Origin of the sequence: Nitratireductor sp., assembly GCF_017794765.1 — a bacterium.
GTDB lineage: Bacteria > Pseudomonadota > Alphaproteobacteria > Rhizobiales > Rhizobiaceae > Nitratireductor.
Genome location: NZ_CP051236.1, coordinates 3,557,998 through 3,584,495, shown reverse-complemented (window position 1 = coordinate 3,584,495; position 26,498 = coordinate 3,557,998). Strand labels below are relative to the sequence as shown.

Annotated in this window: 26 protein-coding genes; 15 read left to right on the top strand and 11 right to left on the bottom strand. The window is 59.8% G+C overall.

Annotated elements, in window-relative coordinates:
- Positions 1-113 precede the first annotated feature (113 nt).
- Genes uraH through HF949_RS17005 form a run of 6 tightly spaced genes read left to right on the top strand, consistent with a single transcriptional unit; the run spans position 114 to position 5,663 of the window.
- Complete coding sequence (gene uraH, locus HF949_RS17030; protein ID WP_292897203.1) at positions 114-479, top strand: hydroxyisourate hydrolase; 366 nt, start codon at positions 114-116, stop codon at positions 477-479.
- On the top strand, positions 479-1,942 hold the full coding sequence (gene xdhA, locus HF949_RS17025; RefSeq protein ID WP_292897201.1) for a xanthine dehydrogenase small subunit: 1,464 nt from the start codon (positions 479-481) through the stop codon (positions 1,940-1,942). Before uraH ends, xdhA begins: the two co-directional genes overlap by 1 nt.
- 2 nt (positions 1,943-1,944) lie before the next feature.
- Positions 1,945-4,287: a xanthine dehydrogenase molybdopterin binding subunit gene (xdhB, locus tag HF949_RS17020; protein WP_292897199.1), complete on the top strand. Its 2,343-nt coding sequence runs from the start codon at positions 1,945-1,947 to the stop codon at positions 4,285-4,287.
- 5 nt (positions 4,288-4,292) lie between these two features.
- The gene (gene xdhC / locus HF949_RS17015; RefSeq protein ID WP_292897197.1) at positions 4,293-5,099 is read left to right on the top strand and encodes a xanthine dehydrogenase accessory protein XdhC; all 807 of its coding nucleotides are present in this window, start codon (positions 4,293-4,295) and stop codon (positions 5,097-5,099) included.
- Between the two features lie 32 nt (positions 5,100-5,131).
- Positions 5,132-5,440, top strand: a complete 309-nt coding sequence (locus HF949_RS17010) for a BrnT family toxin (RefSeq protein ID WP_292897195.1) — start codon at positions 5,132-5,134, stop codon at positions 5,438-5,440.
- Positions 5,406-5,663 (top strand): CopG family antitoxin, encoded by a 258-nt coding sequence (locus HF949_RS17005; protein WP_292897193.1) that lies wholly within the window; start codon positions 5,406-5,408, stop codon positions 5,661-5,663. Before HF949_RS17010 ends, HF949_RS17005 begins: the two co-directional genes overlap by 35 nt.
- Before the next feature lie 3 nt (positions 5,664-5,666).
- Here the strand turns inward: HF949_RS17005 and HF949_RS17000 are convergent, their stop codons facing one another.
- On the bottom strand, positions 5,667-6,587 hold the full coding sequence (locus HF949_RS17000; RefSeq protein WP_292897191.1) for a LysR family transcriptional regulator: 921 nt from the start codon (positions 6,585-6,587) through the stop codon (positions 5,667-5,669).
- Between the two features lie 126 nt (positions 6,588-6,713).
- Here HF949_RS17000 and HF949_RS16995 point away from each other — a divergent pair, with 126 nt between their 5' ends.
- Genes HF949_RS16995 through HF949_RS16985 form a run of 3 tightly spaced genes read left to right on the top strand, consistent with a single transcriptional unit; the run spans position 6,714 to position 10,525 of the window.
- On the top strand, positions 6,714-7,928 hold the full coding sequence (locus HF949_RS16995) for a urate hydroxylase PuuD (protein ID WP_292897189.1): 1,215 nt from the start codon (positions 6,714-6,716) through the stop codon (positions 7,926-7,928).
- 3 nt (positions 7,929-7,931) lie between these two features.
- The gene (gene guaD / locus HF949_RS16990) at positions 7,932-9,239 is read left to right on the top strand and encodes a guanine deaminase (RefSeq protein WP_292897187.1); all 1,308 of its coding nucleotides are present in this window, start codon (positions 7,932-7,934) and stop codon (positions 9,237-9,239) included.
- A gap of 14 nt (positions 9,240-9,253) precedes the next feature.
- Positions 9,254-10,525, top strand: coding sequence for a glycerate kinase type-2 family protein (locus tag HF949_RS16985; protein WP_292897185.1), 1,272 nt, complete (start codon positions 9,254-9,256; stop codon positions 10,523-10,525).
- Between the two features lie 3 nt (positions 10,526-10,528).
- Here HF949_RS16985 and HF949_RS16980 read toward each other — a convergent pair whose 3' ends face one another.
- From HF949_RS16980 to HF949_RS16960, 5 genes are all read right to left on the bottom strand, one after another.
- Positions 10,529-10,918: a VOC family protein gene (locus HF949_RS16980; RefSeq protein WP_292897183.1), complete on the bottom strand. Its 390-nt coding sequence runs from the start codon at positions 10,916-10,918 to the stop codon at positions 10,529-10,531.
- A gap of 37 nt (positions 10,919-10,955) precedes the next feature.
- Complete coding sequence (locus HF949_RS16975) at positions 10,956-11,606, bottom strand: RNA polymerase sigma factor (RefSeq protein WP_292897181.1); 651 nt, start codon at positions 11,604-11,606, stop codon at positions 10,956-10,958.
- Positions 11,607-11,694: 88 nt separating this feature from the next.
- On the bottom strand, positions 11,695-12,669 hold the full coding sequence (locus HF949_RS16970; protein ID WP_292897179.1) for a WD40 repeat domain-containing protein: 975 nt from the start codon (positions 12,667-12,669) through the stop codon (positions 11,695-11,697).
- 3 nt (positions 12,670-12,672) lie between these two features.
- Positions 12,673-13,758, bottom strand: a complete 1,086-nt coding sequence (locus HF949_RS16965; protein ID WP_292897177.1) for a CobW family GTP-binding protein — start codon at positions 13,756-13,758, stop codon at positions 12,673-12,675.
- A 63-nt stretch (positions 13,759-13,821) separates the two neighbouring features.
- A complete protein-coding gene (locus HF949_RS16960) occupies positions 13,822-14,586 on the bottom strand; it encodes a creatininase family protein (RefSeq protein ID WP_292897175.1) in 765 nt (254 codons plus the stop codon).
- Positions 14,587-14,758: 172 nt separating this feature from the next.
- Here HF949_RS16960 and HF949_RS16955 point away from each other — a divergent pair, with 172 nt between their 5' ends.
- The 4 genes from HF949_RS16955 to HF949_RS16940 all read left to right on the top strand — a co-directional run bounded on the left by HF949_RS16955 (position 14,759) and on the right by HF949_RS16940 (position 18,021).
- A complete protein-coding gene (locus tag HF949_RS16955; protein ID WP_292897173.1) occupies positions 14,759-15,235 on the top strand; it encodes a MarR family winged helix-turn-helix transcriptional regulator in 477 nt (158 codons plus the stop codon).
- A gap of 228 nt (positions 15,236-15,463) precedes the next feature.
- The gene (locus HF949_RS16950; protein WP_025030476.1) at positions 15,464-16,483 is read left to right on the top strand and encodes a LacI family DNA-binding transcriptional regulator; all 1,020 of its coding nucleotides are present in this window, start codon (positions 15,464-15,466) and stop codon (positions 16,481-16,483) included.
- A gap of 47 nt (positions 16,484-16,530) precedes the next feature.
- A complete protein-coding gene (locus HF949_RS16945) occupies positions 16,531-17,523 on the top strand; it encodes a 2-hydroxyacid dehydrogenase (RefSeq protein ID WP_292897171.1) in 993 nt (330 codons plus the stop codon).
- Between the two features lie 90 nt (positions 17,524-17,613).
- Positions 17,614-18,021, top strand: a complete 408-nt coding sequence (locus HF949_RS16940; protein WP_292897169.1) for a hypothetical protein — start codon at positions 17,614-17,616, stop codon at positions 18,019-18,021.
- On the opposite strand, the gene HF949_RS16935 is transcribed toward HF949_RS16940, so the two are convergent.
- The gene (locus HF949_RS16935; RefSeq protein WP_292897167.1) at positions 18,022-18,795 is read right to left on the bottom strand and encodes a gamma-glutamyl-gamma-aminobutyrate hydrolase family protein; all 774 of its coding nucleotides are present in this window, start codon (positions 18,793-18,795) and stop codon (positions 18,022-18,024) included. It abuts the gene before it with no gap.
- A gap of 270 nt (positions 18,796-19,065) precedes the next feature.
- Here HF949_RS16935 and HF949_RS16930 point away from each other — a divergent pair, with 270 nt between their 5' ends.
- On the top strand, positions 19,066-20,172 hold the full coding sequence (locus tag HF949_RS16930; RefSeq protein ID WP_292897165.1) for a TRAP transporter substrate-binding protein: 1,107 nt from the start codon (positions 19,066-19,068) through the stop codon (positions 20,170-20,172).
- A gap of 68 nt (positions 20,173-20,240) precedes the next feature.
- On the opposite strand, the gene HF949_RS16925 is transcribed toward HF949_RS16930, so the two are convergent.
- Positions 20,241-22,112 carry a TRAP transporter large permease gene (locus tag HF949_RS16925; RefSeq protein ID WP_292897163.1) on the bottom strand — a complete coding sequence of 624 codons (1,872 nt, stop codon included), beginning with the start codon at positions 22,110-22,112 and terminating at the stop codon, positions 20,241-20,243.
- Positions 22,105-22,713, bottom strand: a complete 609-nt coding sequence (locus HF949_RS16920) for a TRAP transporter small permease subunit (RefSeq protein ID WP_292897161.1) — start codon at positions 22,711-22,713, stop codon at positions 22,105-22,107. The genes HF949_RS16925 and HF949_RS16920 overlap by 8 nt, the downstream gene beginning before the upstream one ends.
- 349 nt (positions 22,714-23,062) lie before the next feature.
- On the opposite strand from HF949_RS16920, the gene HF949_RS16915 reads away from it, so the two are divergent.
- Complete coding sequence (locus tag HF949_RS16915; protein WP_292897159.1) at positions 23,063-24,157, top strand: TRAP transporter substrate-binding protein; 1,095 nt, start codon at positions 23,063-23,065, stop codon at positions 24,155-24,157.
- A gap of 67 nt (positions 24,158-24,224) precedes the next feature.
- Here HF949_RS16915 and HF949_RS16910 read toward each other — a convergent pair whose 3' ends face one another.
- Together HF949_RS16910 and HF949_RS16905 are read right to left on the bottom strand one after the other, a co-directional pair.
- Entirely contained in the window at positions 24,225-25,616 is a 1,392-nt protein-coding gene (locus tag HF949_RS16910) for a TRAP transporter large permease (RefSeq protein ID WP_292897157.1), read from the bottom strand.
- Positions 25,616-26,215 carry a TRAP transporter small permease subunit gene (locus HF949_RS16905; protein WP_292897155.1) on the bottom strand — a complete coding sequence of 200 codons (600 nt, stop codon included), beginning with the start codon at positions 26,213-26,215 and terminating at the stop codon, positions 25,616-25,618. The genes HF949_RS16910 and HF949_RS16905 overlap by 1 nt, the downstream gene beginning before the upstream one ends.
- Positions 26,216-26,498 lie beyond the last annotated feature (283 nt).

The window sequence follows — 26,498 nt, the reverse complement described above, 5'->3', positions numbered from 1 at the left end:
TGAAAGAGTTTTGTTGTTCTTCCTTCGCGCGTCCTCTTATGCTCGCAATGAATTTGCCCCACAATCAAGAGGTCGACGGGCAAGTGGCTTGATCGAATGTGAAGGGAGGCCGCATGAGCAATGCGGGTGAGGGTCGTCTGACGACCCATGTGCTGGACACGGCCAGCGGCAATCCGGCAGGAGGGCTGGAGATCGCGCTTTATCGTCTGGAGGGCGAGGCGAGAGTTCATGTGAAAACCGTCACGACCAACAGCGATGGCCGCTGCGATGCGCCGCTGCTTGCCGGAAAGGCGTTTCGCACCGGTTTCTATGAACTGGTGTTCGAGGCTGGCGCCTATCTGCGGGCACAGGGTGCCGATCTGCCGGCCCCGGCCTTTCTCGATCAGGTTCCGATCCGCTTCGGCATGGCCGAGCACGCGCATTATCACGTGCCCTTGCTTCTCTCGCCCTATGGCTACTCCACCTACAGGGGAAGCTGATGAAAGCGCGTTCTGAAATCCGCTTTCTGTTGAACGGCACGCCGGTGGCGCTGGGCAATGTCCGCCCGGACGAAACCCTGCTCGATTATCTGCGCCTGCGGCAGCGTCTGACGGGCACAAAGGAAGGCTGCGCGGAAGGCGATTGCGGTGCCTGTACCATTCTTGTCGGGCGGTTGCGCAAGGGCGAACTCGTCTATGAGAGCGTCAATGCCTGCATCCGCTTTCTGGGTTCGCTCGATGCCTGTCACGTGGTGACTGTGGAGCATCTGAAGCGCGCCGATGGCAGCCTGCACCCGGTGCAGCAGGCACTTGTCGACCATCACGGTTCGCAATGCGGTTTCTGCACGCCGGGCTTCGTCATGTCGCTCTATGCGCTCTGGATGCGCGAGCCGAAACCTTCCGAGAGAGCCGTCGAAAAGGCTCTGCAGGGCAATCTCTGCCGCTGTACGGGTTACGAACCCATTGTGCGCGCCGCTTTGTCGGTCTCCACCTATGGTGATGCGGTATCGGATCCGCTGGCCACGGAACGCGCTGCGGTCATCGCCGCGCTCAATCAGATGAAGGATGGGGCGAGGGTGGAGATCGGTTCCGGCAGGGACCGCCTGGTCATCCCGACCGATGTCGACGATTTCGCCACGATTCTCGAAAGCGAGCCCGACGCCACTGTCGTCGCCGGTGCCACGGATGTGGGGTTGTGGGTCACGAAGTTCATGCGCGAGATCGCGCCTGTGGTGTTCATCGGGGGGCTCGATGAATTGCGCGATAGCCACGAAGAAAATGGCGCGATCCACATTGGCGCTGGCGTCAGCTATTCCGATGCATTCTCATTTCTGGCGAAACGCATTCCCGCGCTGGGCGCACTGATCGACCGCATTGGCGGCGAGCAGGTGCGCAATATGGGTACGATTGGCGGCAACATCGCCAATGGCTCGCCCATCGGCGACACGCCTCCTCCGCTGATCGCCCTTGGCGCAACCCTTACGCTGCGCAAGGGCAGCGCGCGCCGCACCATTCCGCTGGAAGATTTCTTCATCGACTATGGCAAACAGAATCGTGCGCCCGGCGAATTCGTCGAGGCGGTGCATGTGCCGGTGCCCGATGCGGCCTCCCGTTTCGCGGTGTGGAAAATTTCCAAGCGTCGGGATGAAGACATCACGGCGGTTCTCGGCGCGTTCGATCTCACGATCGCCGATGGCCGGGTTGAGGCCGCCCGCATCGCCTATGGCGGCATGGCTGCGACGCCGAAACGCGCAAAAGCCGTCGAGGCAGCGCTTGTCGGAAAGGCGTGGACTGAGGAAACGGTCGAGGCAGCACTTTCGGCCTATGAGAAAGATTTCCAGCCGATCAGCGACATGCGTGCCTCCGCCGACTATCGCATGATGGCGGCGAAGAACCTGCTGCGCCGCTTCTACGTTGAAAGCATGGGCAACCCGGCAAACCTCTCCAGATATGAGGCGGCCTGATCATGACACGGCACGAAACGCTTGATCCCGGAAAGGCGAGGATCGCCGGTGGTGTCGCCAGTGATCAAAAACACGATTCCGCGCACAAGCATGTCAGCGGCGAAGCCGTCTATATCGACGACATGCCCGAACCGGCGGGCACGCTGCATGCCTGTCTCGGTCTTTCCGAGGTCGCGCATGGCACGATCACGAGCATGGACCTCTCGAAGGTGCGTGCTGCGCCCGGTGTGGTCGCCGTTCTGACGGCGGACGACATTCCCGGCGAAAACGACATCAGCCCCACCGGGTTGCACGACGAACCCATTTTTACGAACGAAAGGGTGCAGTTCTTCGGCCAGCCGATCTTTGCCGTGATTGCCGAAACGCGCGAAGCCGCCCGCCGCGCATGCCGTCTGGCGAAGATCGACTATTCAGAAGAACCGGCGCTGATCGACATTGCCGATGCGGGCGCCGATGCGCGGCTTGTCACCGCGCCGCTGAAACTTGAGCGCGGCGACAGTGCCGCGGCTATCGCCACCGCCCCGCATTCCATCAAGGGGCAGATGCGGGTTGGCGGGCAGGACCATTTTTATCTGGAAGGGCAAATCGCCTTCGCCATGCCGGGTGAGGATGGCGACGTGACCGTTTTTTCCTCCACCCAGCACCCGAGCGAGGTGCAGCACATGGTGGCGCATGCGCTGGGCGTTTCTTCCCATGCCGTCACCATCGAGGTGCGGCGCATGGGTGGCGGGTTCGGCGGCAAGGAAACGCAGGCAAATCTCTTTGCCGTTGTCTCGGCCATCGCGGCCAAGAAGCTCAACCGTCCCGTCAAGCTGCGTCCGGACCGCGACGACGACATGACGGCGACTGGCAAGCGCCACGATTTCCTGATCGACTACGAGGTCGGTTTCGATGATGAAGGTGCCATTCTCGGCGTCGATTTCACTTATGCTGCGCGCTGCGGCTATGCGGCCGATCTCTCCGGTCCGGTGACCGACCGGGCGCTGTTTCACTGCGACAATACCTATTTCTACCCCGCCGCGCGCGCCGTCTCGCGCCCGCTCTACACCAACACCGTGTCCAACACCGCGTTTCGCGGTTTCGGTGGGCCGCAGGGCATGGTGGGCGCGGAACGCATCATCGATGAGGTGGCCTTTGCGCTGGGCAAAGACCCGCTCGAAATCCGCAAGAAAAATCTTTACGGCACCGACGACCGCAACGTCACGCCCTATCACCAGACGGTGGAGGACAATGTCGCCGAACGGGTCATCGCCGAGCTGGAGGAGAGCAGCGATTATGCCGCGCGCCGACGCGAAATCGCGGCCTTCAACGCGAAAAGCCCGGTCATCAAGCGCGGTCTTGCGCTGACACCGGTGAAATTCGGCATCTCCTTCACGGCCACGCATTTTAACCAGGCCGGGGCGCTGGTGCATGTCTACACGGATGGGTCCGTGCATCTGAACCACGGCGGCACCGAGATGGGGCAGGGGCTCTACACCAAGGTGGCGCAGGTGGTGGCCGAAGAGTTCCAGATCGATATCGATCAGGTGAAGATCACGGCCACGACCACCGGCAAGGTGCCCAATACCTCCGCCACGGCGGCCTCCTCGGGTTCCGATCTGAACGGCATGGCCGCGCAGGATGCCGCACGCCAGATCAAGAACCGGCTGATCGACTTCGCGTCCGAAGCCCATGACGTGCCGAAAGACCAGATCGTGTTCCTGCCGGGTCGTGTACGCATAGGCAATCAGGAAATCCCTTTCGCCGAGCTTATCCGCGAGGCCTATATGGCCCGCATCCAGCTTTCGGCCGCCGGTTTCTACAAGACGCCGAAAATCCACTGGGATCGCGACAAGGGAGAGGGGCGGCCATTCTACTATTTCGCCTATGGCGCCGCCTGTGCCGAGGTTTCCATCGACACGCTGACCGGCGAATACATGGTCGAGCGCGTCGACATCCTGCACGAAACGGGGCGTTCGCTGAATCGCGCCATCGACATTGGCCAGATCGAGGGCGGCTTCATTCAGGGCATGGGCTGGCTGACGACGGAAGAACTGGTCTGGGACGGCAAGGGGCGGCTTAGAACCCATGCGCCTTCCACCTACAAGATCCCGCTCGCTTCCGACCGGCCAAAGGTGTTCAACGTGGCGCTTGCCGACTGGGCGGAAAACGCCGAACCGACGGTGCATCGCTCCAAGGCCGTGGGCGAGCCGCCTTTCATGCTCGCCATGTGTGTGCTTCATGCGCTGTCCGATGCGGTGGCGAGCGTTGCCGATCACAAGGTCTGCCCGCGTCTCGATGCGCCGGCCACGCCCGAGCGTGTGCTGATGGCGGTGGAGCGGGTCCGGGCGGAAGGCGCACGCTGATCGATATGGCCGATTCGACCTCCGGTCTGAAAACCTTCCTGCAAGCCTCGCCTTCCGTCGCGCTTGTCGAGGTACGCGAGGCGAAGGGCTCGACCCCGCGTGAAGAGGGCGCGTGGATGCTGGTTTCGCCGGCGGCGATTTTCGGAACCATCGGTGGCGGCCAGCTCGAGTTTCTGGCGATCGCCAAAGCGCGCGAACTTATCGTGGACAGTCTTGTCAACGGAACCCTCAACATACCGCTCGGGCCCGAAATCGGCCAGTGTTGCGGCGGTCGGGTGGCGCTCGACATTCGCCTTCTTGATCAGGCGGAGCGCGGGGCGCTCGTGAAGCGCGCTGGCGAAGAGGCAAGCGCCTTCCCGCAGGTGATCCTGTTTGGCGGTGGCCATGTCGGCCATGCGCTGGCGGCAGCGCTGACCCCGCTGCCCGTGCGTGTTCTGGTGGTCGAAACCCGTCGGGAGGCGCTTGAGGGTTTTCCGGATGATGTGGAGACGCGCCTTACGGCCCTGCCGGAAGAGGCGGTGCGTGAAGCTCCCGCCGGGACGGCCTTCGTGATCCTGACCCACGATCATGCGCTCGATTTCCTGCTGGTTGCCGAGGCGCTCGCACGTGATGATGCGGCCTATGTCGGCATGATTGGCTCAAAGACCAAGCGCGCGACCTTCAAGAGCTGGTATCTGAAGAATGGCGGCGATGAACGCCGTTTCGCACAGCTCACCACCCCCATTGGCGGGAACGCCGTCCACGACAAACGCCCCGCCGTCATCGCGGCGGTGGCGGCTGCGGAGATACTGGTGGCTTTGCATTCATATTGACATTTGTGTGTACAAACTTACATACTTCATGAATGAAGATCGCGGGCTTTGACTGGGATGCCGGAAACTGGCCGAAATGCGCAAAGCACGGTGTCTCGAAGAATGAGATCGAACATGCGCTTCTTCATGACCCGTTGATTGCGCCGGACCCGGCACATTCCGGGCCGGAAGACCGCTACATCGTCATAGGACGCAACCGGCAGGGCCGCCCCATGTTCATAGGCGTGACCTTTCGCACGGTTGACGGGAAGCGTCTTATTCGTCCCATCACAGCGCGCTACATGCATGCCAAGGAGGTGAAACGCTATGAAACGCAGCGTTCCCAAACTGAAAACCGATAAGGATGCGGAAGACTTCCTCGATCAGGATCTTTCCGATCTGGATTTTGGTGCATTCAAATCCGCCGGGTTCGAGTTCGAGAACAAGGCGGCGAGGGTGAATATGCGCATGCCGCAAAGCCAACTTGATGCGGTGAAGGCTGAGGCGGAGAAGCGCGGCGTTCCCTATCAGCGCCTCATGCGCGAGCTTGTTCAGCGCGGCCTCGAAAGCCTGCGTGCAGGCTGACCATTATTGCTCCGACAGGGTCTCGCCGATCATCTTCTGGCAGCGGCTTGCCATGAAATCCACCAGCAACCGCACTTTCGGGTCCTGAAACTTCTTGTGCGGGTAGAGCGCGGCAAGTTTTACCGGCACAGGCGGGGTCTGGGGCAGGACCACCTTAAGCCTTCCATCGCGCAGAAATGGCTCGATCTCGAAGCGGGGCTTGTTGATGATGCCACGCCCGGCAAGCGCCCAGTCGGTGATGACGTCGCCATCGTCGGAATCGAACGGGCCGCTCACCTCGAATTTCCGTGCGCCCTCGGGTGTTTGCAGCATCCAGAAATGTTCGCGCGCGCCGGGGAAGCGCAGCATCAGGCAATCGTGACGATCATCGATCAGCGCTTCGGGTGTCTTCGGTTCGCTGCGCCGTTTCAGATAATCAGGCGCTGCCGCCAGAACGCGCTCGCAATCCATGATGCCGCGCATGCGGAACGAGGAATTCTCGAGAATTCCAAGCTTGAAAGCAACGTCGATGCCTTCGCGCATCATGTCCACTTCGTGGTCTGACAGCCGCAAACGAACCTCGATCTCCGGATATCTGTCACGGAACTCAGGGATTCCACTGGCGATCAGCCGCTTGCCGATGCCAAGCGGCGCGGTAACGCGGATCGTGCCGCGCGGCTGGCCGGAAAGATCGGCCACCGAGGCTTCGGCTTCTGCCACTGCTTCCAGAACCTTTCGCGCGCCTTCATAGAAAACGCGCCCCTGCTCGGTGGGGGTGAGCTGGCGCGTGGTGCGGTTGAAGAGCCGCACGCCGAGGTGCTTTTCGAGCTCTTTCACCCGGTTCGAGGCAACGGCCGGAGAAAGCCGCATGTCGCGGCCCGCAGAAGACAGATTGCCGAGTTCCACGACGCGGACAAAAACGGCGATGTTGTCGAGATAGGCCATGCACTGCCCCCAGAAGTTTCGCGCGCATTATTTTCCAAAATTTTTTGAAAGTCATCGTGATCTTATCCGCTTTCCGTTTATATCGGGTTCCGTCACCCTGCGCCCGGTGGAGTTGAGGAAGCTGGCATGAACGAATACGCGGTTTTGTGGGACTGGCTGTCTTTTGGCGTGCGCTGGCTGCACGTGGTCACGGCCATCGCCTGGATTGGCTCATCCTTCTATTTCATCGCGCTCGATCTGGGGCTGGTGAAACGGCCGGGCCTGCCCGAGGGCGTCCACGGCGAGGAATGGCAGGTCCATGGCGGCGGTTTCTACCATATCCAGAAATACATGGTCGCACCGGCTTCGATGCCGGAGCACCTGACCTGGTTCAAGTGGGAATCCTACTCCACCTGGCTTTCCGGCTTCGCGCTTCTGGCCATTGTTTATTATGCGGGGGCGGATCTCTATCTCATCGACCGCAACGTGCTCGATGTGCCCGCCTGGGGCGGTATCCTCATCTCGCTCGCCTCCATCGGCCTGGGCTGGCTGCTCTACGACCTTCTGTGCAAATCGCCGCTCGGAAAAAACGACACGGCGCTGATGCTGGTTCTCTATGTGATCCTTGTGGTGATGGCATGGGGCTATACGCAGCTCTTCACCGGTCGCGCGGCCTTCCTGCATCTGGGCGCTTTCACCGCGACGATCATGACGGCGAATGTCTTCCTGATCATCATCCCCAACCAGAAGATCGTGGTGGCCGATCTGAAGGCAGGACGCACGCCCGACCCGAAGCTTGGCCTGCAGGCCAAGCAGCGCTCGCTACACAACAATTACCTGACGCTCCCCGTCGTCTTCCTGATGCTGTCGAACCACTATCCGCTGGCGTTCGGCACACAGTTCAACTGGGCCATCGCATCGCTTATCTTCATCATAGGTGTGCTGATCCGCCACTATTTCAACACGGTGCATGCTCGCAAGGGTACCCCGCACTGGACCTGGGGGCTGGCCGGTGTTCTCTTCATCATCATCATGTGGCTTTCCACCGTACCGCAGGTGCTGACTGGCGAGCCGAAGCTTTCGACGACGGGGCAGACCTTCGTGACCTCGGCGCATTTTCCGGCGGTCCGTGACACGGTCATGGGGCGCTGCGCCATGTGCCATGCTGCCGTGCCGGGCTATGAGGGCGTTTCTTTTCCGCCAAAAAACGTTGTGCTCGACACGGATGCCTCCATTGCCGGGCATGCGCGCGAAATCTATCTGCAGGCGGGCCGCAGCCACGCCATGCCGCCCGGCAATGTCTCGGGCATCACGCCAGAGGAGCGGCGGCTGATCGTTACCTGGTTCGAAGAGGCGCGCTAGCACATGGCACAGAAACTCATCCGCGGACGGCTTCTGTCCTTCAAGGCCGAGCCTCGGAGCATCGACGACCACGACGCCTATCTCTTTGAAGAGGATGGCGCGGTTCTGGTCGAAGATGGCGTTATCCTCGCATCCGGCAGCTTTGCCGAGGTCGCAGCAGGCGCCGAAGCGGGGCACGCGGTGGTGGATCATCGCCCGCACCTCATCCTGCCGGGCTTCATCGATGCCCATGCGCATTTCCCGCAGATGCAGGTGATTGCGAGTTACGGCGCCGAGCTTCTGGACTGGCTGAACAATTACACGTTTCCAGAGGAAACGAAGTTCTCCAACATCCAGCATGGCCGCCGCATCGCCCGGCTCTTTTTCGACGAGCTGGTGCGCAACGGCACGACTACGGTTGCCGCCTATTGTTCCGTTCACAGGGAAAGCGCGGAGGCGTTTTTCAGCGAGGCGCTGGCGCGCAACATGTGCGTTGTGGGTGGCAAGGTGATGATGGACCGCAACGCGCCGGAAGCGCTCACGGACACACCGCAGTCGTCCTATGACGACACGAAGGCGCTAATCGGCGACTGGCACGGCAGGGGCCGGCTCAACTATGCCATCACGCCGCGCTTCGCCATCACCTCCAGCCCCGAGCAGATGGAGATGGCGTCGGCGCTAATGCAAGAGTTTCCCGACCTGCACATGCAGACGCATCTTTCCGAAAATCACGACGAGATCGCCTTCACGCTTAAGCTCTATCCCGATGCGCCGGACTATACCGGCATATACGAGCATTACGGCCTGCTTGGCCCCAAGGCGCTTTTCGGCCATTGCATTCATCTTTCCGAGCGCGAAGCGGATGTGTTGTCGGACACGGGCTCTGTCGCCGTGTTCTGCCCCACCTCAAACCTTTTCCTCGGCTCCGGCCTGTTCGACTATCAGCGCTATCGCAAACGCGAGAAGCCGCTGCGGCTGGCCTCGGCGACGGATGTGGGCGGCGGCACCAATTACTCCATGCTCCGCACCATGGATGAGGGCTACAAGGTCATCGCGCTCAATGGCCAGAAACTCAATCCGCTGGCCTCCTTCTGGCAGATCACGCGCGGCAATGCCGAAGCACTATCCCTTTCGGAGCGCGTGGGCACGCTGGAACCGGGATCGGACGCCGATATCGTGGTTTTGAACGCGCGCGCGACGCCCGTCATGGCGCTGCGCATGGAGCGTGTGGAAACATTGGCGGAGGAGCTTTTCCTGCTCCAGACGCTTGCCGATGACCGCGCCATCGTGGAAACTTATGTTGCAGGAGAGGCGGCCAAGAGCGCCTTGTGAATTAGGGGGCGCATTTGAATTGTGGCATCGATCCGAAAGCACTTTTCACAACGCTGTTCGAGGCAGCGGTTTCTGCCGCAGACCCCTCCAGGACCATTCGTAAGTTCCTTCCGCCGAAGCCGAAAGGCCGCACCATCGTTGTCGGTGCAGGCAAGGGCGCGGCGCAAATGGCGGCGGCGCTCGAAGAGGCCTGGGACGGGCCTCTGGAAGGCACTGTCGTCACCCGTTATGGCTATGGCGCACCCACCCGCATGATCGAGGTGCTGGAGGCGGCGCATCCGGTGCCGGATGAGGCCGGCCTTTCCGGTGCGCAGCGCCTTCTGGACAGAGTGTCCGGGCTTGGTGCTGATGATCTTGTAATTGCCCTGATCTGTGGAGGAGGCTCGGCCCTGTTGCCCGCGCCGGCGGGCCGCTTGACGTTTGCTGACGAGATCGCCGTCAACGAGGCGCTTCTGGCGTCCGGCGCGCCGATCTCGGCCATGAACACGGTGCGCAAGCACATTTCCGCGATCAAGGGCGGCAGGCTGGCCGCTGCGGCCCACCCCGCCCGCGTCGTTTCGCTGATCGTGTCTGATATTCCCGGTGACGATCCGGCGCTTGTCTCTTCTGGCCCAACAGTGCCGGATACAGCAAGCCGTACAGACGCGCTTGCCGTGATCAGAGCTTTTGACATCCAGATGCCCGATGCGGTGATGCAGCATCTCGCATCACCTGCGGCGGACGCACCAAAGCCGGATGATCCACGTTTTTCAGGCCATGAGGTTCACGTCATCGCCTCCGCCGCGCGCTCGCTGGAGGCGGCATCGGCCGCTGCCGAAGCACAGGGTGTGCCTGCCGTTATTCTCTCCGATGCCATTGAAGGTGAGGCGCGTGAAGTGGGCGGAGTTCATGCCGCGATTGCCCGCGAAATCGCACTGCGCGACCGGCCGTTCAGAAAGCCGGTCGTGCTGCTTTCGGGCGGCGAAACCACGGTGACGATACGCCAGAGCGGCGGGCGCGGTGGACGCAACACCGAATTCCTTCTGGCGCTTGCGCTCCGCATCGAGGGCGTGTCCGGCATCTCGGCGTTCGCTGCCGATACGGACGGTATCGATGGGTCGGAGGAGAATGCCGGCGCCTTTGCCGATCACCGCTCCGCCGCGCGGCTGCGCTCCGCCGGCCACGACCCGAAGGCGCTGCTCGCTGCGCATGACGCCTGGGGCGCGTTTGATGCCCTGGGCGACCTTTTCGTGCCGGGGCCGACCGGCACGAATGTCAATGATCTGCGGGCAGTGCTGGTGCAATAACCCTTATGCAAGTCGGCGCGGACGCTCTTCCGACTGATAAACGGACATGACGTGGCCATCCGGATCGGCAAATTCCGCCGACCAGCCACCGGGAGCATGACTGACGGGCGTAACGATGGTTGCGCCTTTTTCCGCCAGGCCCTCCACAACCCCGTCAATGCCACCTTCAGAAAGATCGAACACCACGATGGGCGTGTTTCCGGGGCGGGAGTCCATCTTGAAGAAGATGAGTTCGATATTGTTTTCGATGCTGGCCAGCAGCCAGTCGCCCGTCTCCTCGTCTCCTTCCATCCTTTCGACATTCAGCCCGATCACATCGCGATAAAACGCCTCCGTGCGGTCAATGTCGCTGACGTAGTAGCAGATGTTGCCGATGCGGACGTTGGAAAGCATGTCTGTCTCCTGATGTTACCATTGGTGGCTCTGCTTCCTAATTGCCGCCGGAACCCGATTTGTGAGCCTTGGGAGCAGAAAAACTTATCGCAAAAAGATTTCCGTCCGGATCATGGCTCGCGAGGAACGTATGGCTGCGGCCGGCCAGCGGACGAAGGCTCTGCCGGATCGCGCCGAAGGCGAGCGCGCCCGACAGAAGTTTTCCAGGAAGGGGAGTGGCATTGGGGGCAGCATCGCGCCAACGCTGGCGCAGGCCGGCAATGCGTTGACGCAGGCTTGCATCTGAAATGCGAAGAAGATACCGGATTTCGCTGCGTGTATGACCACCGAGAGCGAGGAGAGCCACGATCCGCTGGCTCTTTGGCAGGTCGGCGAGAAATGCTGCCGGAATATCACTGTCGTCCGCCTGCTCGAAAAGGCTTGCGGTGTTTTCCCGGCTTGATCGGCGATTAGCGGAGCGCCGTTTCGTCGCTGCCACGTTCCGCATCACGCCCTGAAGCCAGGCGCGGCTCACAATGCCCGGACGGTTGCCTGCAGTCAGCGCGGCGATCAGCGTTTCATGCAGAAGGTCTTCTGCTTCGATGAGGTGCGATGCGTGGCGGTGCGCCGTTTTGAGAAGATGGCGATAGGTTGCTGTAGTGAGCTCAAGCCGGGCAGGCGTCTCCTGTGCTGTTCGCCTGCTATCCACCGTCTGCTCCATTTCGATGTCGTTCGACCACGAAGGCTATAGGACGTGATTTTCTCTGCAAGTGAAGAGTGAAAATCAGGCGGCAGGTTCAGCTGGCAATGTCCACCACGCCGCTTTCGCCGCTCTCCGAGCCAAAGGCCAGGCGGCGGCCTTCTCCGTCCCAGGCCATGGCCGTGATGGCGCCCTTGCCCTGGCGGCGTAGAAGAACTTCTTTCTGGTCCGCGAAGCGTCCGGCGAGAATCATGCCGTCGGCATAGCCGATGGCGACAATTTCCTCGGTCGGATGGCAGCAAACCTGCGTCACCATCGTGTCACCACGTGTGCCAAGCTCCAGCGGTGCCTTGCCCATCGGGCCGTCCTTGGCCTGGAAAGGCCAGACAATGGCGGCAGACGCGCCGGAGGTAGCAAGCCATTTGCCCTTCGCGCTCCACGAGAAGCTCTTGACCTTGGCCGGGTAGCCGGCCATGCGCATGTGCTTTCCGTCAGCAAGTTTCCAGCCATGCAGGGCATTTTCCTGCATGGTGGTGACGAGAAACTTTCCGTCGGGCGAGAAGGTGATGCCCGTGTGAGCACCCGCCCATTCCAGCTCTGTCGGTTTGCCGTCGGTCGCGGGAAAATGCAGCGTTGCGCCATTGTAGCGGGCGATGGCGAGCCGCATCCCCTTCGGCGCGAAGGCGATACCCTCCACCGAGCGAGGGTGCTGAAACTCGCGCTGCCGGCCATCGGCAAAGCGTACATATGCATTGCGCCCAACCGCGAAACCGACCGCTCCCTGCGTGCCACTTGCCACGCTGGTCACCCATTTGCGCCCGATTTCGGCCAGCGTTTCGACCGTGCCGTCTGTTGTAAGCGCTGTTACCCGTCCATCTTCACCGCCGGTGATGAGGCGTGCGTGGTCGGGATCAAAGCAGGCAGATAGAAGCCCATCGTGAACCTCCGTCCATTTGTGACCATTGTCGAGACGATGCACAACGCCATCGGCCAACGCAAAATGCGGTGTGTCGTTCAACCACGCAGTGGCTATGCAATGGCTGTCGAGATCAAGCGGTGCGACTGTCGGCATGCTTCAGGCCTGGCAGGCTTCGAAAGTGCGTTGCAGGCGCTCGGTGTCCAGATCGCGACCGATAAAGACGAGACGCGTCTCGCGTTTCTCGTCAGCCCGCCACGGGCGCTGGTGATCGCCTTCGACGATCATATGCACGCCCTGCACCACGAAACGGTCGGGGTCATCCGCAAAAGCGATGATGCCCTTCAGCCGCAGAATGTTTGGCCCGTCGACCTGCGTGGTTTTCTCGAGCCAGGGAAGGAATTTCTTGGGGTCCATCTCGCCCGCACGCAGGGAGAGCGACTTCACGCCAGCATCATGAATGGGCGATGCTTCGCCGTGATGGTGGTGATGGTGCCCGTGATCATGATCATGGTGGTGGTGATCGTGATCGCAGTCGGGGCCGCATACATGATCGGGATGATCATGATCGAGGAAGTGCGGGTCATTGTCGAGCACGCGCTTCAGGTCGAAGGCGCCGCGATCAAGCACCTCCGAAAGCGATACGCCGGCGCGCTCGGCGCGGTGAATGCGGGCCATCGGATTAATCGCGCGGATCGTTGCTTCCACAGCGGCCAGTTCTTCAGATGTCACCAGATCGGTCTTGTTGACGATCACCACATCTGCAAAGGCGATCTGGTCTTCGGCCTCGTTGGAATCCTTGAGGCGCAGCGGTAAATGCTTGGCATCGACCAGTGCCACAACGGCATCGAGCCGCGTCTTGGTGCGCACATCGTCATCCATGAAAAAGGTCTGTGCAACAGGGGCAGGATCGGCCAGCCCCGTAGTTTCCACCACGATGGCATCAAAGCGGCCCGTGCGGCGTGTCAGTCCCTCGACCACGCGCACCAGGTCGCCGCGCACCGTGCAGCACACGCAGCCATTGTTCATTTCGTAGATTTCTTCGTCGGATTCGACAATCAGGTCGTTGTCGATGCCAATCTCGCCAAACTCGTTGACGATCACCGCATAGCGTTTGCCGTGATCTTCCGTGAGGATGCGGTTCAGAAGGGTCGTCTTGCCTGAACCCAGATAGCCGGTCAGCACCGTAACGGGGATCTGTTTCGCTTCGGCTTCGCTGGGTGTCTCAGTCTGCACGTCGGACATGATTTCTCGCAAAACTAGAATGGTTTTTCGACTATATAAGACGGAGCTGCGTCGATTGCACGGTCAGTGATTGAAATGGCCAAGATCGAACCGGTGGACGTCCTCGAGCAGTTCGAGGAAGCCAGTCACGCTGTGGGCGATGATACGGTGCCCCGCCTCCGCACTCGCCGCAGACGCGTTCCCCGTGACGCCTTCTTGCGCGAGGTCCCGCATCATCCATCCAAAAGCGTGCGGACCGTATGCACGCAGATGTTTGAAGCTGTGTTGAAAGTCCTCTTGAGCCGACTTGAAATCCGCGGCTTTCTGCATGTCCACAAGGTCTGGACGCAACGCAAGCATGACCGACGTTTCGATAAAGCCGCCGTGAATCCCAAGAGCACGCTCACTATCGGAAACCAGGTCTTTCGGATAGCCGAAACGGGTCCAGCTTGTGGCGGCAGCAAGCATGCCGAATCGCACACGCAATTCCGTCGTCACAATGGTGAGCAGGGGCGAATTCCCGCCATGAGCGTTCAGTATCACCAGCTTCCGCAAGCCGGCTCTGTACTGTGAGGCTCCGATGTCGATCCACCGGTTTGCCGCTTCTTCGAATGTCATGCTTCGGGTTGACGGAGAATCGGAGTGTTCGACCGAATAGCCGATCTTCTCGACAGGAAGAAAAACGATGTCGAGATACTCTGGAACAGCTTTTTTGACTGCTTCTACAATACCTTGCGCGATGATCCAGTCGGTATCCGGGGATAGATGAGGGCCATGCTGCTCTGTAGCCCCGATTGGCAAGACCGCGATCTTCTCTGCGATTGTGTGGGTGTTATCTTGTGTATTCACAGCCTGCCCCGCGATGTATCAAGACACTTATCTGGCAAAACTCTTATCCAAAAGTAGTGGATAATTATTTGTCTAAACAAGAGCAATCTATGGTTGCAATGGGAATCGTTAGAGCTATTTTGTGTACGGGGCGTTCTATCTCATCGTTAAGGATGTCTAAAGGGGAGTTTGTATGGCCAAAGCTGCAAAGGGCGCGACAATTGGCTTATTACAGTCGGCCGCTCGGCTTTCACGTACCGCTCTGGCCGAACGGCTTTTGGAGTATGGGCTTTATGCGGGGCAAGACAAGTTGATGCTGGCGTTATCGGTGGAGAACGGGCAGACGCCCAGTCAACTCGCCAATCTTCTGGGAGTACGACCACCAACAATCACAAAGACCATCAATCGTCTGATGAATCAGGGCTTTCTTGAAAAGCGATTATCGGAGGAAGACGGGCGCCGGGCCTATGTCTTCTTAACCCAGGAAGGCGAGCAGGCTATTCGCTCTATTGAGAAGTCCGTACGCAAGACAGAGAAAATCGCGCTCAAGGGGTTCGACAAGAAAGAGCGACAGATACTGACGCGGCTTCTCTCAAAAGTCGAAGCAAATCTGAACGGTACAAGTTTCGAGGATGTCGACGATGATGAAAATGTCGACGTCGATGCGTAGCCCCTGATCTCCCAGTCTGGAATCCCACAAAACCGACCTGATTTTGCCAGAACGGGACGCTGCGGACGTGCATCCTGATTGACCTTGCAGTCATCCGTGGCGTAATCAGGTCTTTAAACAGTTTAGGCAGGGCGTGTTCGCGGGTCTGTCTTATTTCGAGCAGGCGGAACGATCGCGGATCGCGTCGTGACTGATGTTGAAGGCCATCCGCATGTGGGGGAATTCAGGCTGGCGCAGAAGATAAAGCTTTCCACCATCGCAGAGGCGCTTGGCGTCTCCACGGCCACTGTTTCTCTGGCGTTGCGTGACAGTCCGCTCGTGGCGGATGCCACGCGCCAGCGGATCAAGGAGCATGCGCGCGAGATCGGGTATATCTACAATCGGCGCGCCGCCAGCCTGAGAACGTCGCGCTCAGGCATTATCGGGGTCGTCGTGCATGACATCATGAACCCGTTCTTCGCCGAGATTCTGCGTTCCATCGAAACCGAGCTTGACCGGTCCCGGCAAACGTTTCTTTTGTCGAACCACTACGATCAGCTCGAAAAGCAGCGCACTTTCATCGACACGCTTCTTCAACTGGGCGCTGACGGAGTGATCATGTCGCCGGCTATCGGGACGCCGCCACAGGACATTCGTCTTGTGGAGGAAAATGGTTTGCCGACAGTGCTTATTGCGCGATCTGTGGAAGGTGCGCGGGTGCCGGTCTTTCGCGGTGATGATGCGTATGGAACCGGTCTTGCGACCAACCATCTGATTTCGCTTGGCCACACACGCATTGCCATGATTGGCGGTACGGACCAGACATCGACCGGTCGTGACCGGTATCAAGGCTATGTCGATGCGATGGGGAAGGCGGGGCTCGAGATAAAGCCGCAGTGGCGTTTCCCGGGGCCGCGTACCAAGCAGGCCGGTTTCGAGATTGCCGGCGCGTTTCTGGCGCTCAAGGATAAGCCCACGGCCGCGGTGTGCTGGAACGATCTCGTCGCGATCGGCCTGATGAACGGAATAGCGCGGGCCGGTCTCGTACCGGGCGTCGACATTTCCGTTACGGGCTATGACGACCTCGAGGAGGCGGCGATCGCCACACCGGCGCTGACGACGGTCTGGAATGGTCAGCGGGATGTGGGGCGGCGGGCTGCGCGCGTTCTGCTGGACAGGCTCAACGGGGCCGAGGTGAACCCCGCGCAGGAGCTTATCAAGCCGGAGTTGCATGTGCGTCAGTCAACCGGAAAACCCGTCGAGCGCTAACCTCGATTGCGGGATTTTCGCCGGCTTACCCGATCAGGAGGATGGAAGTGGCACAAACAAGCAAGATCGCAATTCTGGTGCCGGGGAAACTGCATCCACACGCAGTAGAACGCATTGATGGGCGTTTCGAGCTCCTTACGATCGAGAGGGCCGATCCGGCACTCGTAACGAAGGAGATGGCGGCGAAGGTGCGCGGGATGGCTGCGATGACCGTGGTGAATGCCTCCTTTATCGATGCATTGCCCAATCTCGAGATCATCGCCAACTTCGGTGTGGGTTACGACGCAGTCGATGCCGCGCATGCCGGTCGGCGGGACATCATGGTCACCAACACGCCCGATGTTCTGACGGAGGAGGTCGCTGATACGGCGGTGGGGCTTCTGCTCAATACCGTCCGCGAGTTCCCCCGGGCGGAGGCGTGGCTGCGTGAGGGGCGCTGGCCGCGGGAAGGTGCCTACCGGTCGTCACGGGGCTCATTGCGTGGACGGACTGTCGGCATTTTCGGAATGGGGCGTATCGGTCGTGCCATCGCCCACCGCCTTTCCGCCTTCGGCTTGCCGATCGCCTATCATAACCGCCGACAACTGGATGACGTCCCGTATGCCTATCACGATACGCTTGTAGCCCTGGCCGCAGCGGTCGATACTCTGATCTGCGTAGCGCCGGGAGGTGCGGAAACGCACAAGGCGGTCAACGCTGACGTCTTGAAGGCACTGGGCGAGAACGGCGTGTTCGTCAATATCGGTCGTGGCAGCACGGTGGACGAGGCGGCTCTGATCACGGCCCTGAAAGAAGGCACCATCTTTGCTGCGGGGCTGGATGTCTTCGAGAATGAACCCCACGTGCCAGAGGCTTTGACTGCTTTGGAGAATGCGTCGCTGCTTCCTCATGTGGGCTCGGCTTCGATCGTGACCCGCCAGGCGATGGCGGATCTGGTAGTCGACAATCTCGTTTCCTGGTTCACGCGGAACCAGGCGATTACGCCAGTGCCTGAAACCGGCCATGTAAAGCGCGAGGGTGTTTCCTCATCAGTGGAATAGCGCCTTAAAGTTGTATTTTTTAACAAGCGATTAACCAGAACATTGGAAGCTCTCGGAAAGACATTCCGCTGGCGATGGAGCTCCCGATTTATGAAACTGATAGCGTCTGGCGCTTTGGTGTTCGCCCTTGTCGGGGCGTTCGGTTATTTTTCTGATACGCGGGTGGGGGAAATGGCCGCAACCACGGCGGAGCCGAAAGCGGCGTTCCAGGATGAGGCCGTTTCAGAGTTCACCCTGACGGGCGTGGGGCTAAACGGCATCTGCCGCGTTCGCCACTCGCCGGGGCTGGAGAACACGCGCCTTGATCTTGACGGATCCTGTGCCCGTTTGATGCCAAGCCTTGCGGATGCGCGCATCTGGGAGGAGCGGGAAGACGGGACGGTCGCTTTTGTCTCAGCGACCGGAGAGGCTCTGGTAGAATTCTATCCGGGCGACGGTGCAGCCTATGAATCGCTGCGCCCGCAGACACCGCTGCTCAGCATGTACCCCGGAAACTGATTATTCTGCGGCGATGTCTGCCTTGTTCCGCCTGGCCGCGTGCTGGCGAACCGCATTTCCGAAGGCTTCAAAGATGCGGGCCGAGGCGCTGTCCCTGTGTGCCCAGTATTCAGGATGCCACTGGACGCCGATGGCGAAGCCGGGCGCGTCCTTGACTGAAACGGCTTCCGCCGTTCCATCATCCGCTACGGCTTCGACCTGAAGGAGGGGAGCGGGCATACCCACGCCCTGACGGTGAACTGAGTTCACGCGGACTTCGGACGTGTCGAATATGCGTGCGAGACAGCCGCCAGGCGTCACCTTTACAGCCTGTCGGATGGCGAAGCGCGTGTCCTGGTCGGCATCCTGTGGGCCGCGATGGTCGAATGCGCCTTCGCGTTCATGGATTTCCGTCGCCAATGTGCCACCCAGCGCGACATTCAGCTCCTGGATCCCGCGGCAGATGGCCAGCAGCGGTACGCCACGTTCAACAGCCTTGCGGATAAGAGGAAGCGTGGTGGCATCGCGTGCGTGATCGTAGGGGCCGTTCTCTTCGCTGGCTTCGCCGCCGTACAGCTCGGGATAGACGTTTGACTTCGATCCCGTCACCAGGACGCCGTCGACGGTGTCCAGCAGGCTGTCCAGATCGAGCTTTTCGCCGAGCGATGGCAACAGAACCGGCAGGACGCCGGCAGTGGCGACGGCTGCATCGAGATAGGGTTGAGGCGTGGCGTGCCACGTATATTTCTCGAAATCTTTTGCATCGGTCGAGACGGCGATCAGTGGCGTGCGCATTCGAAAAAATCCGTTGGTTGGCGTTCGCTCCCAAGGAAGCGAATGTAGAGATTTCTCGCGTCTTTCCAATGGGCAGTCCAGTGATTTCGTTGGGCCTTCGACATTGGTCGCAGACGGCCCCCATTCGCTGGACTTGGGCCGCCATGCATGCATTGATAACCGTGGTTTTTGGCGCCTGACAAAAAGCAAACAGCAGCAGGCGGCGAAGCCGGCTTGTAGCCGGGTGTTATGTGCACCACGGCAGACGGTTCCAGAATGGGAGGAGTACATATGGACCGCAGAACCTTCTTCAAGAAGGCAGGTATTGCAGGGACGGGCGTTGCCGCCGCGTCGGCACTTTCTGCACCTGCCGTCGCTCAGTCGATGCCAAAAGTCACATGGCGTTGCACGTCTTCTTTCCCGAAGGCACTCGACACGATCTATGGCGCGGCCGAAACAATGGCCGAGTTCGTGAAAGGGGCAACGGACGGCAATTTCGAGATCCAGGTCTTCGCCGCTGGCGAGATCGTGCCGGGGCTTCAGGCCGCGGACGCGGCAGCCGCCGGCACCGTCGAGATGGCTCACACGGCATCCTATTACTATTGGGGCAAGGATCCGACCTATGCGTTGGGCACGGCCATTCCATTTGGGCTGAACTACCGCCAGCAGAACGCATGGTTCTATTATGGCGGCGGCAATGATCTCATGAACGAGTTCTATCATACGGAAGGGCTTCACACGCTGCCCTGCGGCAACACGGGTGCCCAGATGGGTGGCTGGTTCCGCAAGGAGATCAATACCGTCGAGGACCTCAAAGGGCTGAAGATGCGCATCGGCGGCATGGGCGGCAAAATCATCGAGAAGCTCGGTGTGGTGCCCCAGCAGATCGCCGGCGGCGATATCTACCCCGCGCTTGAGAAAGGCACCATCGACGCAACCGAGTGGGTCGGGCCCTATGACGATCAGAAGCTCGGCTTCAACAAGGTCGCTCAGTACTACTATTACCCGGGATGGTGGGAAGGCGGCCCGGTCCTCAATGCCATGTTCAACAAGGCAAAGTGGGATGAACTGCCTGCAGCCTATCAATCGGTGCTCGACGCGGCCTGCCGGGCGGCCAATGCCGACATGATGGCGAGCTACGACTACAAGAACCCGGCGGCACTGCGGCAACTGGTGGCGGACGGGGCACAGTTGCGTCCCTTCAGTCAGGAGATCCTCGAAGCGTGCTACAACGCAGCAATGGAGACCTACGAGGAAATCAACGCCTCAAACCCCACCTTCAAGAAGATCTACGACAATCAGCAGGCCTTCAAGAAGGATGCATATCTGTGGGCCCAGTTGTCCGAATATACGTTCGACACTTTCATGATGATTCAGCAGCGGGCAGGCAAACTCTGATCTGTCTCTGAAGCGTCAGGAAAACCCCGGGGCTCAGTCCCGGGGTTTTCCTTTTGTGGCTCAATGTGTCAGTCGAAACTCGGAGGCTGACTGAGATCCGGCAGTGATGGCTGTGCAGGCGGGGTTTCTTCCGAAGCGTCATTCGGAGGCGTGCCAAGCGGTGGAAGCCCACCAAGCCCCGGTAGTTGCAAGCCGTTGTTTTCTTGCTCACTCCCGTCATTCTGGTTGGTTGGCTGGGTGGCTGGCTGAGTGGCTGGCGGTGAGCCGAAGGGTGATCCACCCAATGCGCCGGGCAAGCCAAATCCCGGCCCCCCCGCACCATCGCCACCGAAGGAGGGTATGTTGATTTCCACTTCGTCCGGATTGACGGTGCTCTCCTGCTTGTAGTGCGTCACAAGGCCGGGAAACGAAATCACCAGAATGATCATCAGAAACTGGATGATAATGAAGGGTATGGCGCCCTTGTAGATCTCCGTTGTTTTCACGGCAGGCAGAATTCTCCCGGAAACCTCGTCTTTCCATTCTTTCGTCGGTGCGATGGATCTCAGATAGAAAAGCGAGAAACCGAAAGGCGGGGTCAGGAAGGATGTCTGCAGGTTGATGCCAAGAATGACCCCGAACCAGATCAGGTCGATGCCCAGCGTTTCGGCAGCCGGCACCAGAAGCGGGACCATGATGAACGCGATCTCGAAGAAATCGAGAAAGCAGCCCAGAATGAAGACAATGACGGTCACGGTCAGAAGGAAGCCGATTTCACCGCCGGGCAGTGCCAGAAGCAGTTCCTCGATCCACACATTGCCGTTGATACCGTAGAAGGTCAGCCCGAACACCCGCGCGCCGATCAGGATGAACATCACGAAGGCGGCAAGTTTCGTTGTGGCGTCCAGCGCCTGTTTGAGGACGGAAAAGGAAAGCCTCCGCTTGACCAGTGCAAGTACGAGTGCTCCGGTCGCGCCCATCGCCCCGCCTTCCGTCGGGGTCGCAATGCCGAGGAAAATAGTGCCAAGGACCAGAAAGATAAGCGCAAGCGGCGGGATCAGAACGATCACCACCTGCTCGGCAAGCCTTGAGAGGATGTTCAGTTTCAGGTGCCGATTGGCGAGGCTGATGGTGAGAGCGAACATCGTCGCCGCCGTTGCTGCCCAGACCAGCCTCACCTCGCTGCGCATGTCGGCGAACAGCGTATGATAGGTGGCGAAATAAACCGCAACTGATGCGGCAAGCAGCAGGATCAGTGAGGTTACGCCGCCGCCGAGAGTGCGGGTTTCAGGAGGCAGAGCCGGGGCCCAGTGGGGCTTGACGATGGTGACGGCAAAAACCAGCAGGCAATAGGCGCCGATAATGGCGAGTGCCGGCAAAAGCGCGCCAACATACATATCCCCCACTGATCGCCCAAGCTGATCGGCCATGACAATCAGGACAAGCGAGGGAGGCACGATCTGCGCCAATGTGCCGGACGCGGCGATGGTGCCCGTCGCAAAGCCACGATTGTAGTTGTAGCGCATCATGATTGGCAGTGAGATGAGGCCCATGGCGATGACGGATGCGGCAACGACACCCGTCGTGGCGGCAAGCAGGGCGCCGACCAGCACGGCCGCATAGGCAAGCCCGCCGCGCACCGGGCCGAAGAGCTGGCCGATCGTGTCCAGCAGGTCCTCCGCCATCCGGGAGCGTTCCAGGATCAGCCCCATAAAGGTGAAAAACGGAATGGCGAGCAGGGTGTCGTTGTACATGATCCCGTAGATGCGCTCGGGATGTGACTGTAGCAGAGGCCAGAAGAGACGGATCTCGCTGGAGATGTGGGATAGCTCCACGCCGAACACGAAAAAGAGGAGGCCGCCGGCTGCAAGAGTGAACGCCACGGGATAGCCGATCAGAAGCATCGCCATCACGGTGACAAACATGATGGGCGCGAGGTTATGCGCGATAAGGTCAATCATCGCGCTTCTCCTCCATTTCGATGGCTGCTTCGGCGGCCGGATGTATCTCGTGTTGAGGGTTGGGTTCGTCGATCAATCCGCGCAGGACCGCATATCGCTTTACGATCTCTGAGATGGCCTGCGCTGTCAGAAGCACGAAGCCGGCAAGCACCATGAACTTGGCCGGCCAGATGATCAGACCGCTTGCATTGGCGGAAATCTCTCCCGAGATGAATGACCGCTGAAACCAGGGCCAACTCAGCCAGACAATCAGGACGACGAATGGCAGCAGAAAGAAGATGTGGCAGAAGAGGTCGATCCAGTCCCGCGTCCGCTTCGTGAACAGGCTCGAAACGATATCGATGCGAATGTGTTCATTGCGCTGCAGCGTATAGGCAGACGCCAGCATGAACACGGTTCCGTAGAGGTACCATTGGAGTTCAAGCAGGCTGTTGGAAGCCCTCGGTATCGGCAGATAGGCTGGCAGACCATCTCCCAGAAAGCGGATGATGGCGTTGTAGGCCGAGACAAGCACCGCAACCAGGATCAGCCATGAAACCTGCTTTCCGATGAATTGATTAATAGCGTCAATCAGGCGCGAAAGGCCTAGAAGCCCCGCCATGCTTTCCTCCCAGCAATGTGTTCCCCCCGGATCGTTTTTGTGATTCTCGGGACTTATGCTTTGTCTTGCATCTGCAGCCTGCGTTCAAGTGAGCCAAAAGTCGACATTGAAGTCTCAGACACGGCAATCTGGGTCCGTGCTCAAGTCGCAACCAGGTGAATAAACACGGTCATACCGGGCAAATGTCCCAAATCGCCGCCCCCTGCAGGCAGCAGTCTGGACACTTATGCGTGTGCGTGTATTGATAAGTTTCCGCTGCGCCGGGGAGGTTGTTGTCGGTGCTGCGGTAAAGTCGATGAGGCCGTTCTGCGGCCTTTTTTTTCGCTTGATGTTCTTTTGGGAGGTATACATGGATCGTCGTTCTTTTCTCAGGAAAGCTGGACTGACGGGTGCCGGCGCGGGCGCTGCGGCGTTAGCCACGCCTGCGATCGCTCAGGGTAACCAGACCTGGCGCATGGTCACCACGTGGCCGAAGAATTTTCCGGGTCTGGGCGTTGGTGCCCAGAGGCTTGCAGATCGCATCACGGCGGCTTCGGACGGTCGATTGACCGTGCAGGTCTATTCCGCGGGTGAACTCGTTCCGCCGCTTCAGTCGCTTGACGCTGTGATCGACGGTTCGGCCGAGATGAGCCATGGTGCTGCTTATTACTGGCAGAACAAGAGCCCGGCCCTGTCCTTCTTTACCGGCGTGCCCTACGGCATGACCTCGCGTGAAATGGCGGCATGGGTCCGCTATATGGGCGGTCAGGAGATCTGGGACGAGATCTACGACCAGTTCGGCGTCCAGGGTTTCCTGTCCGGCGATACGGGCACGCAGGCCGGTGGCTGGTTCCGTGAGGAACTGACGGGTCTCGATTCTGTCAAAGGTCTACGCTTCCGCACGCCGGGCCTTGGCGGCCGTGTGTGGGAGAAGCTTGGCGCGACGGTCACCAACATGGCTGCCGGCGAGATTTTCCAGGCGCTTCAGTCGGGCACGCTTGATGCGGCTGAGTTCGTTGGTCCCTATAACGATCTGGCGCTCGGTTTCTACCAGGTCGCCAAGAATTATTATTTCCCGAGCTTTGTGGAGCCGGGTCTGGCAACCGAACTGGTGGTCAACAAGGCGAAATATCAGGAACTGCCCTCCGACCTGCAGGCGATCGTCAAGGATGTCTGCCAGGCGGAGTACGATCAGGTGGCTTCGGATTTCTACGCCAATGATCCGCGTGCCCTGAAGACGCTCGTCGATGAGCATGGCGTCAATGTTCGCCAGTTCCCCGACGACATTATTGAGGCAGGCGCGAAGGCTGCGACCGAAATTCTCGGCGAACTGCGCGATTCCGGAGACGCCCTGACGAAGAAGACGACCGAGAGCTTCATCGAGTCGCTCAACATTCTGCGTACCCGCACAGAAGGCACCGACGGTGCTTTCGTTGAGGCTCGCAAGAAGTACTTCTCGATCTGACCCGGATTGAGGTCTACGAAAAAGCCCGGCTTGTGCCGGGCTTTTTTGTTGCCTGCCGTTTGTGATCCTAGCTGTAGATCGCTCTCGGCAACCAGGTGGCGATCTCCGGGAACATGAACATGATCGCGATGGCCAGGAGCTGAAGCAGCACGAAGGGCAGAACCCCCTTGTAGATCATCGATGTCTTCACTGAATCCGGGGCGACCCCGCGCAGATAGAACAGCGCGAAGCCGAAAGGCGGAGTGAGGAAGCTCGTCTGCAGGTTCACGCCGACAAGCACACCAAGCCAGACCGGATCCACATCAAGCGCCAGCAGGATCGGTGCGGTGATCGGGATGACGATGAAGATGATCTCGAACGTGTCGAGGATGAAACCCAGCAGGAACATGATGAACATCACCACGGCCACCGCTGCCAGTGTGCCGCCAGGCAGGTTGGCGAGGAATTCGTGCACCAGATTGTCACCACCCATCAGGCGGAAAACGATGGAAAACACCGAAGCGCCGAACAGGATGATGAACACCATGCAGGTGATGGAGGCCGTGGCGATCGCCGTTTCCCGTAGCACGGCAAAGGAGAGCCTCCAGCGCAGGGCCGCAAGCACCATCGCGCCGACGGCGCCAACGGAAGCGGCTTCCGTCGGTGTCGCAATGCCACCGAGGATGGAGCCGAGAACGGCCATGATCAAAAGAAGCGGAGGCAAAAGCGCGACAGCGACCTCTCCCAGCAACTCTTTCTTTTCTTCCGCAGGCACCGGGGTGGCTGGACAGGAGGCCGGATCGAAAACCGCCTTCAGGAGCGTCCATCCGAGATATAGCCCCACCAGCAGCACACCGGGAAGAAGTGCGCCTGCGAAGAGGTCGCCCACCGAGACGGGAACCGGGGCGAAGTTGCCCTTTGCCATTTGCACCTGTGCGTTAATGCCCGATAGCATGTCGCCCATGAAGATGAGAACGGTGGAGGGCGGGATGATCTGGCCGAGCGTGCCCGAAGCGCAGATGACGCCGGAGGCAAGCCGGGGGTCGTAGTTCGCGCGCAGCATTGCCGGGAGCGAGATCAGCCCCATGGTCACGACTGTGGCACCCACCACGCCGGTGGAAGCGGCCAGAAGTGCGCCTACGATGATGACCGACATGCCAAGCCCGCCGCGCAGATTGCCGAACAGCTTGCCCATGGTCAAAAGCAGCTGCTCGGCGATCTTGGAGCGCTCCAGCATCACGCCCATGAAGATGAAGAGCGGGACAGCCACCAACACTTCATTGGTCATGTAGCCGATATAGCGGTTTGCGAGACTGCCGAAATTGGAGGGGTCGAACACGCCGATCCACATGCCGACGAGACCGAACATGAGCGACACGCCGGCGAGCGTAAAGGCGACGGGAAAGCCCAGAAGAAGAAAGCCGATAATGCCGAAGAACATGAGCCCCGAAAGGAGCTCGCCAATAAGAACCGGATCCATCAGACGTGCGCCTCCGGCTGTTCGTCGTCATTGATTTCGTATCTCAGGCTTTCCGGCAGCAGGTTTTCTTTGTCGTAGAGGACGAGAACCGAGCGCAGAGCCATCGCGATGCCCTGCAGGGCAAGCAGAACGGCAAATCCGAGGATGAAGCCTTTGAGAATGAACAGTCCCGGCATGCCGCCCACATTGGCGGATGCCTCTCCCAGCCGCCAGGAACGGCTGACGAAGCTCCACCCGTAATAGGCCACGATCCAGGAAAAAGGCAGAAGGAACAGGATCACACCGATCAGATCCACGATCGCCTTGCGCCGTGTGCTGGCCGGTCGGTAGAAAATGTCTACCCGCACATGGTCGTTTCTGAGGAGGGCGAAACCGGCGACGGCGGTGAACATCGCTCCGTTCAGCCAGATATAGAGGTCCTGCATCCACACAAAGCTGGTTGAGAAGATGTAGCGCTGCACGACAACGGTGAAGCAAACCAGAACGATGGCCAGCGAAAGCCAAGAAAAAACATTGCCGATGAGCGCATTAAGGCCGCTGATTGCGCGGACTAAAATAGCGATTGCGCGCACGGTGGGCGGCGCGTGATGATGTGTCATGAGGCCCTCTTGCATTTCCCCGATACGAGCGGAAGTTGTTCCCTGTCCTGCCCTTCAACCTAGTTACTAGGCAGCGATTGATTAGCAGCTTTGTTTCTGGCGAAAAAGTAACACAGCGGGAAAAGTCGCCATTTTCTGCCTTTCAAACCCAAATTGCGAAGTGAATATGCCATGCTGCTTGCTGCACTCGGGAGACCGACGAGTATACTCAGGTCAGATTCGTGCGCTGTTCATGCGGTTCAGCTAATAAAATGTCCCGGGAAATGCCGCTTCCTGTCCTGGC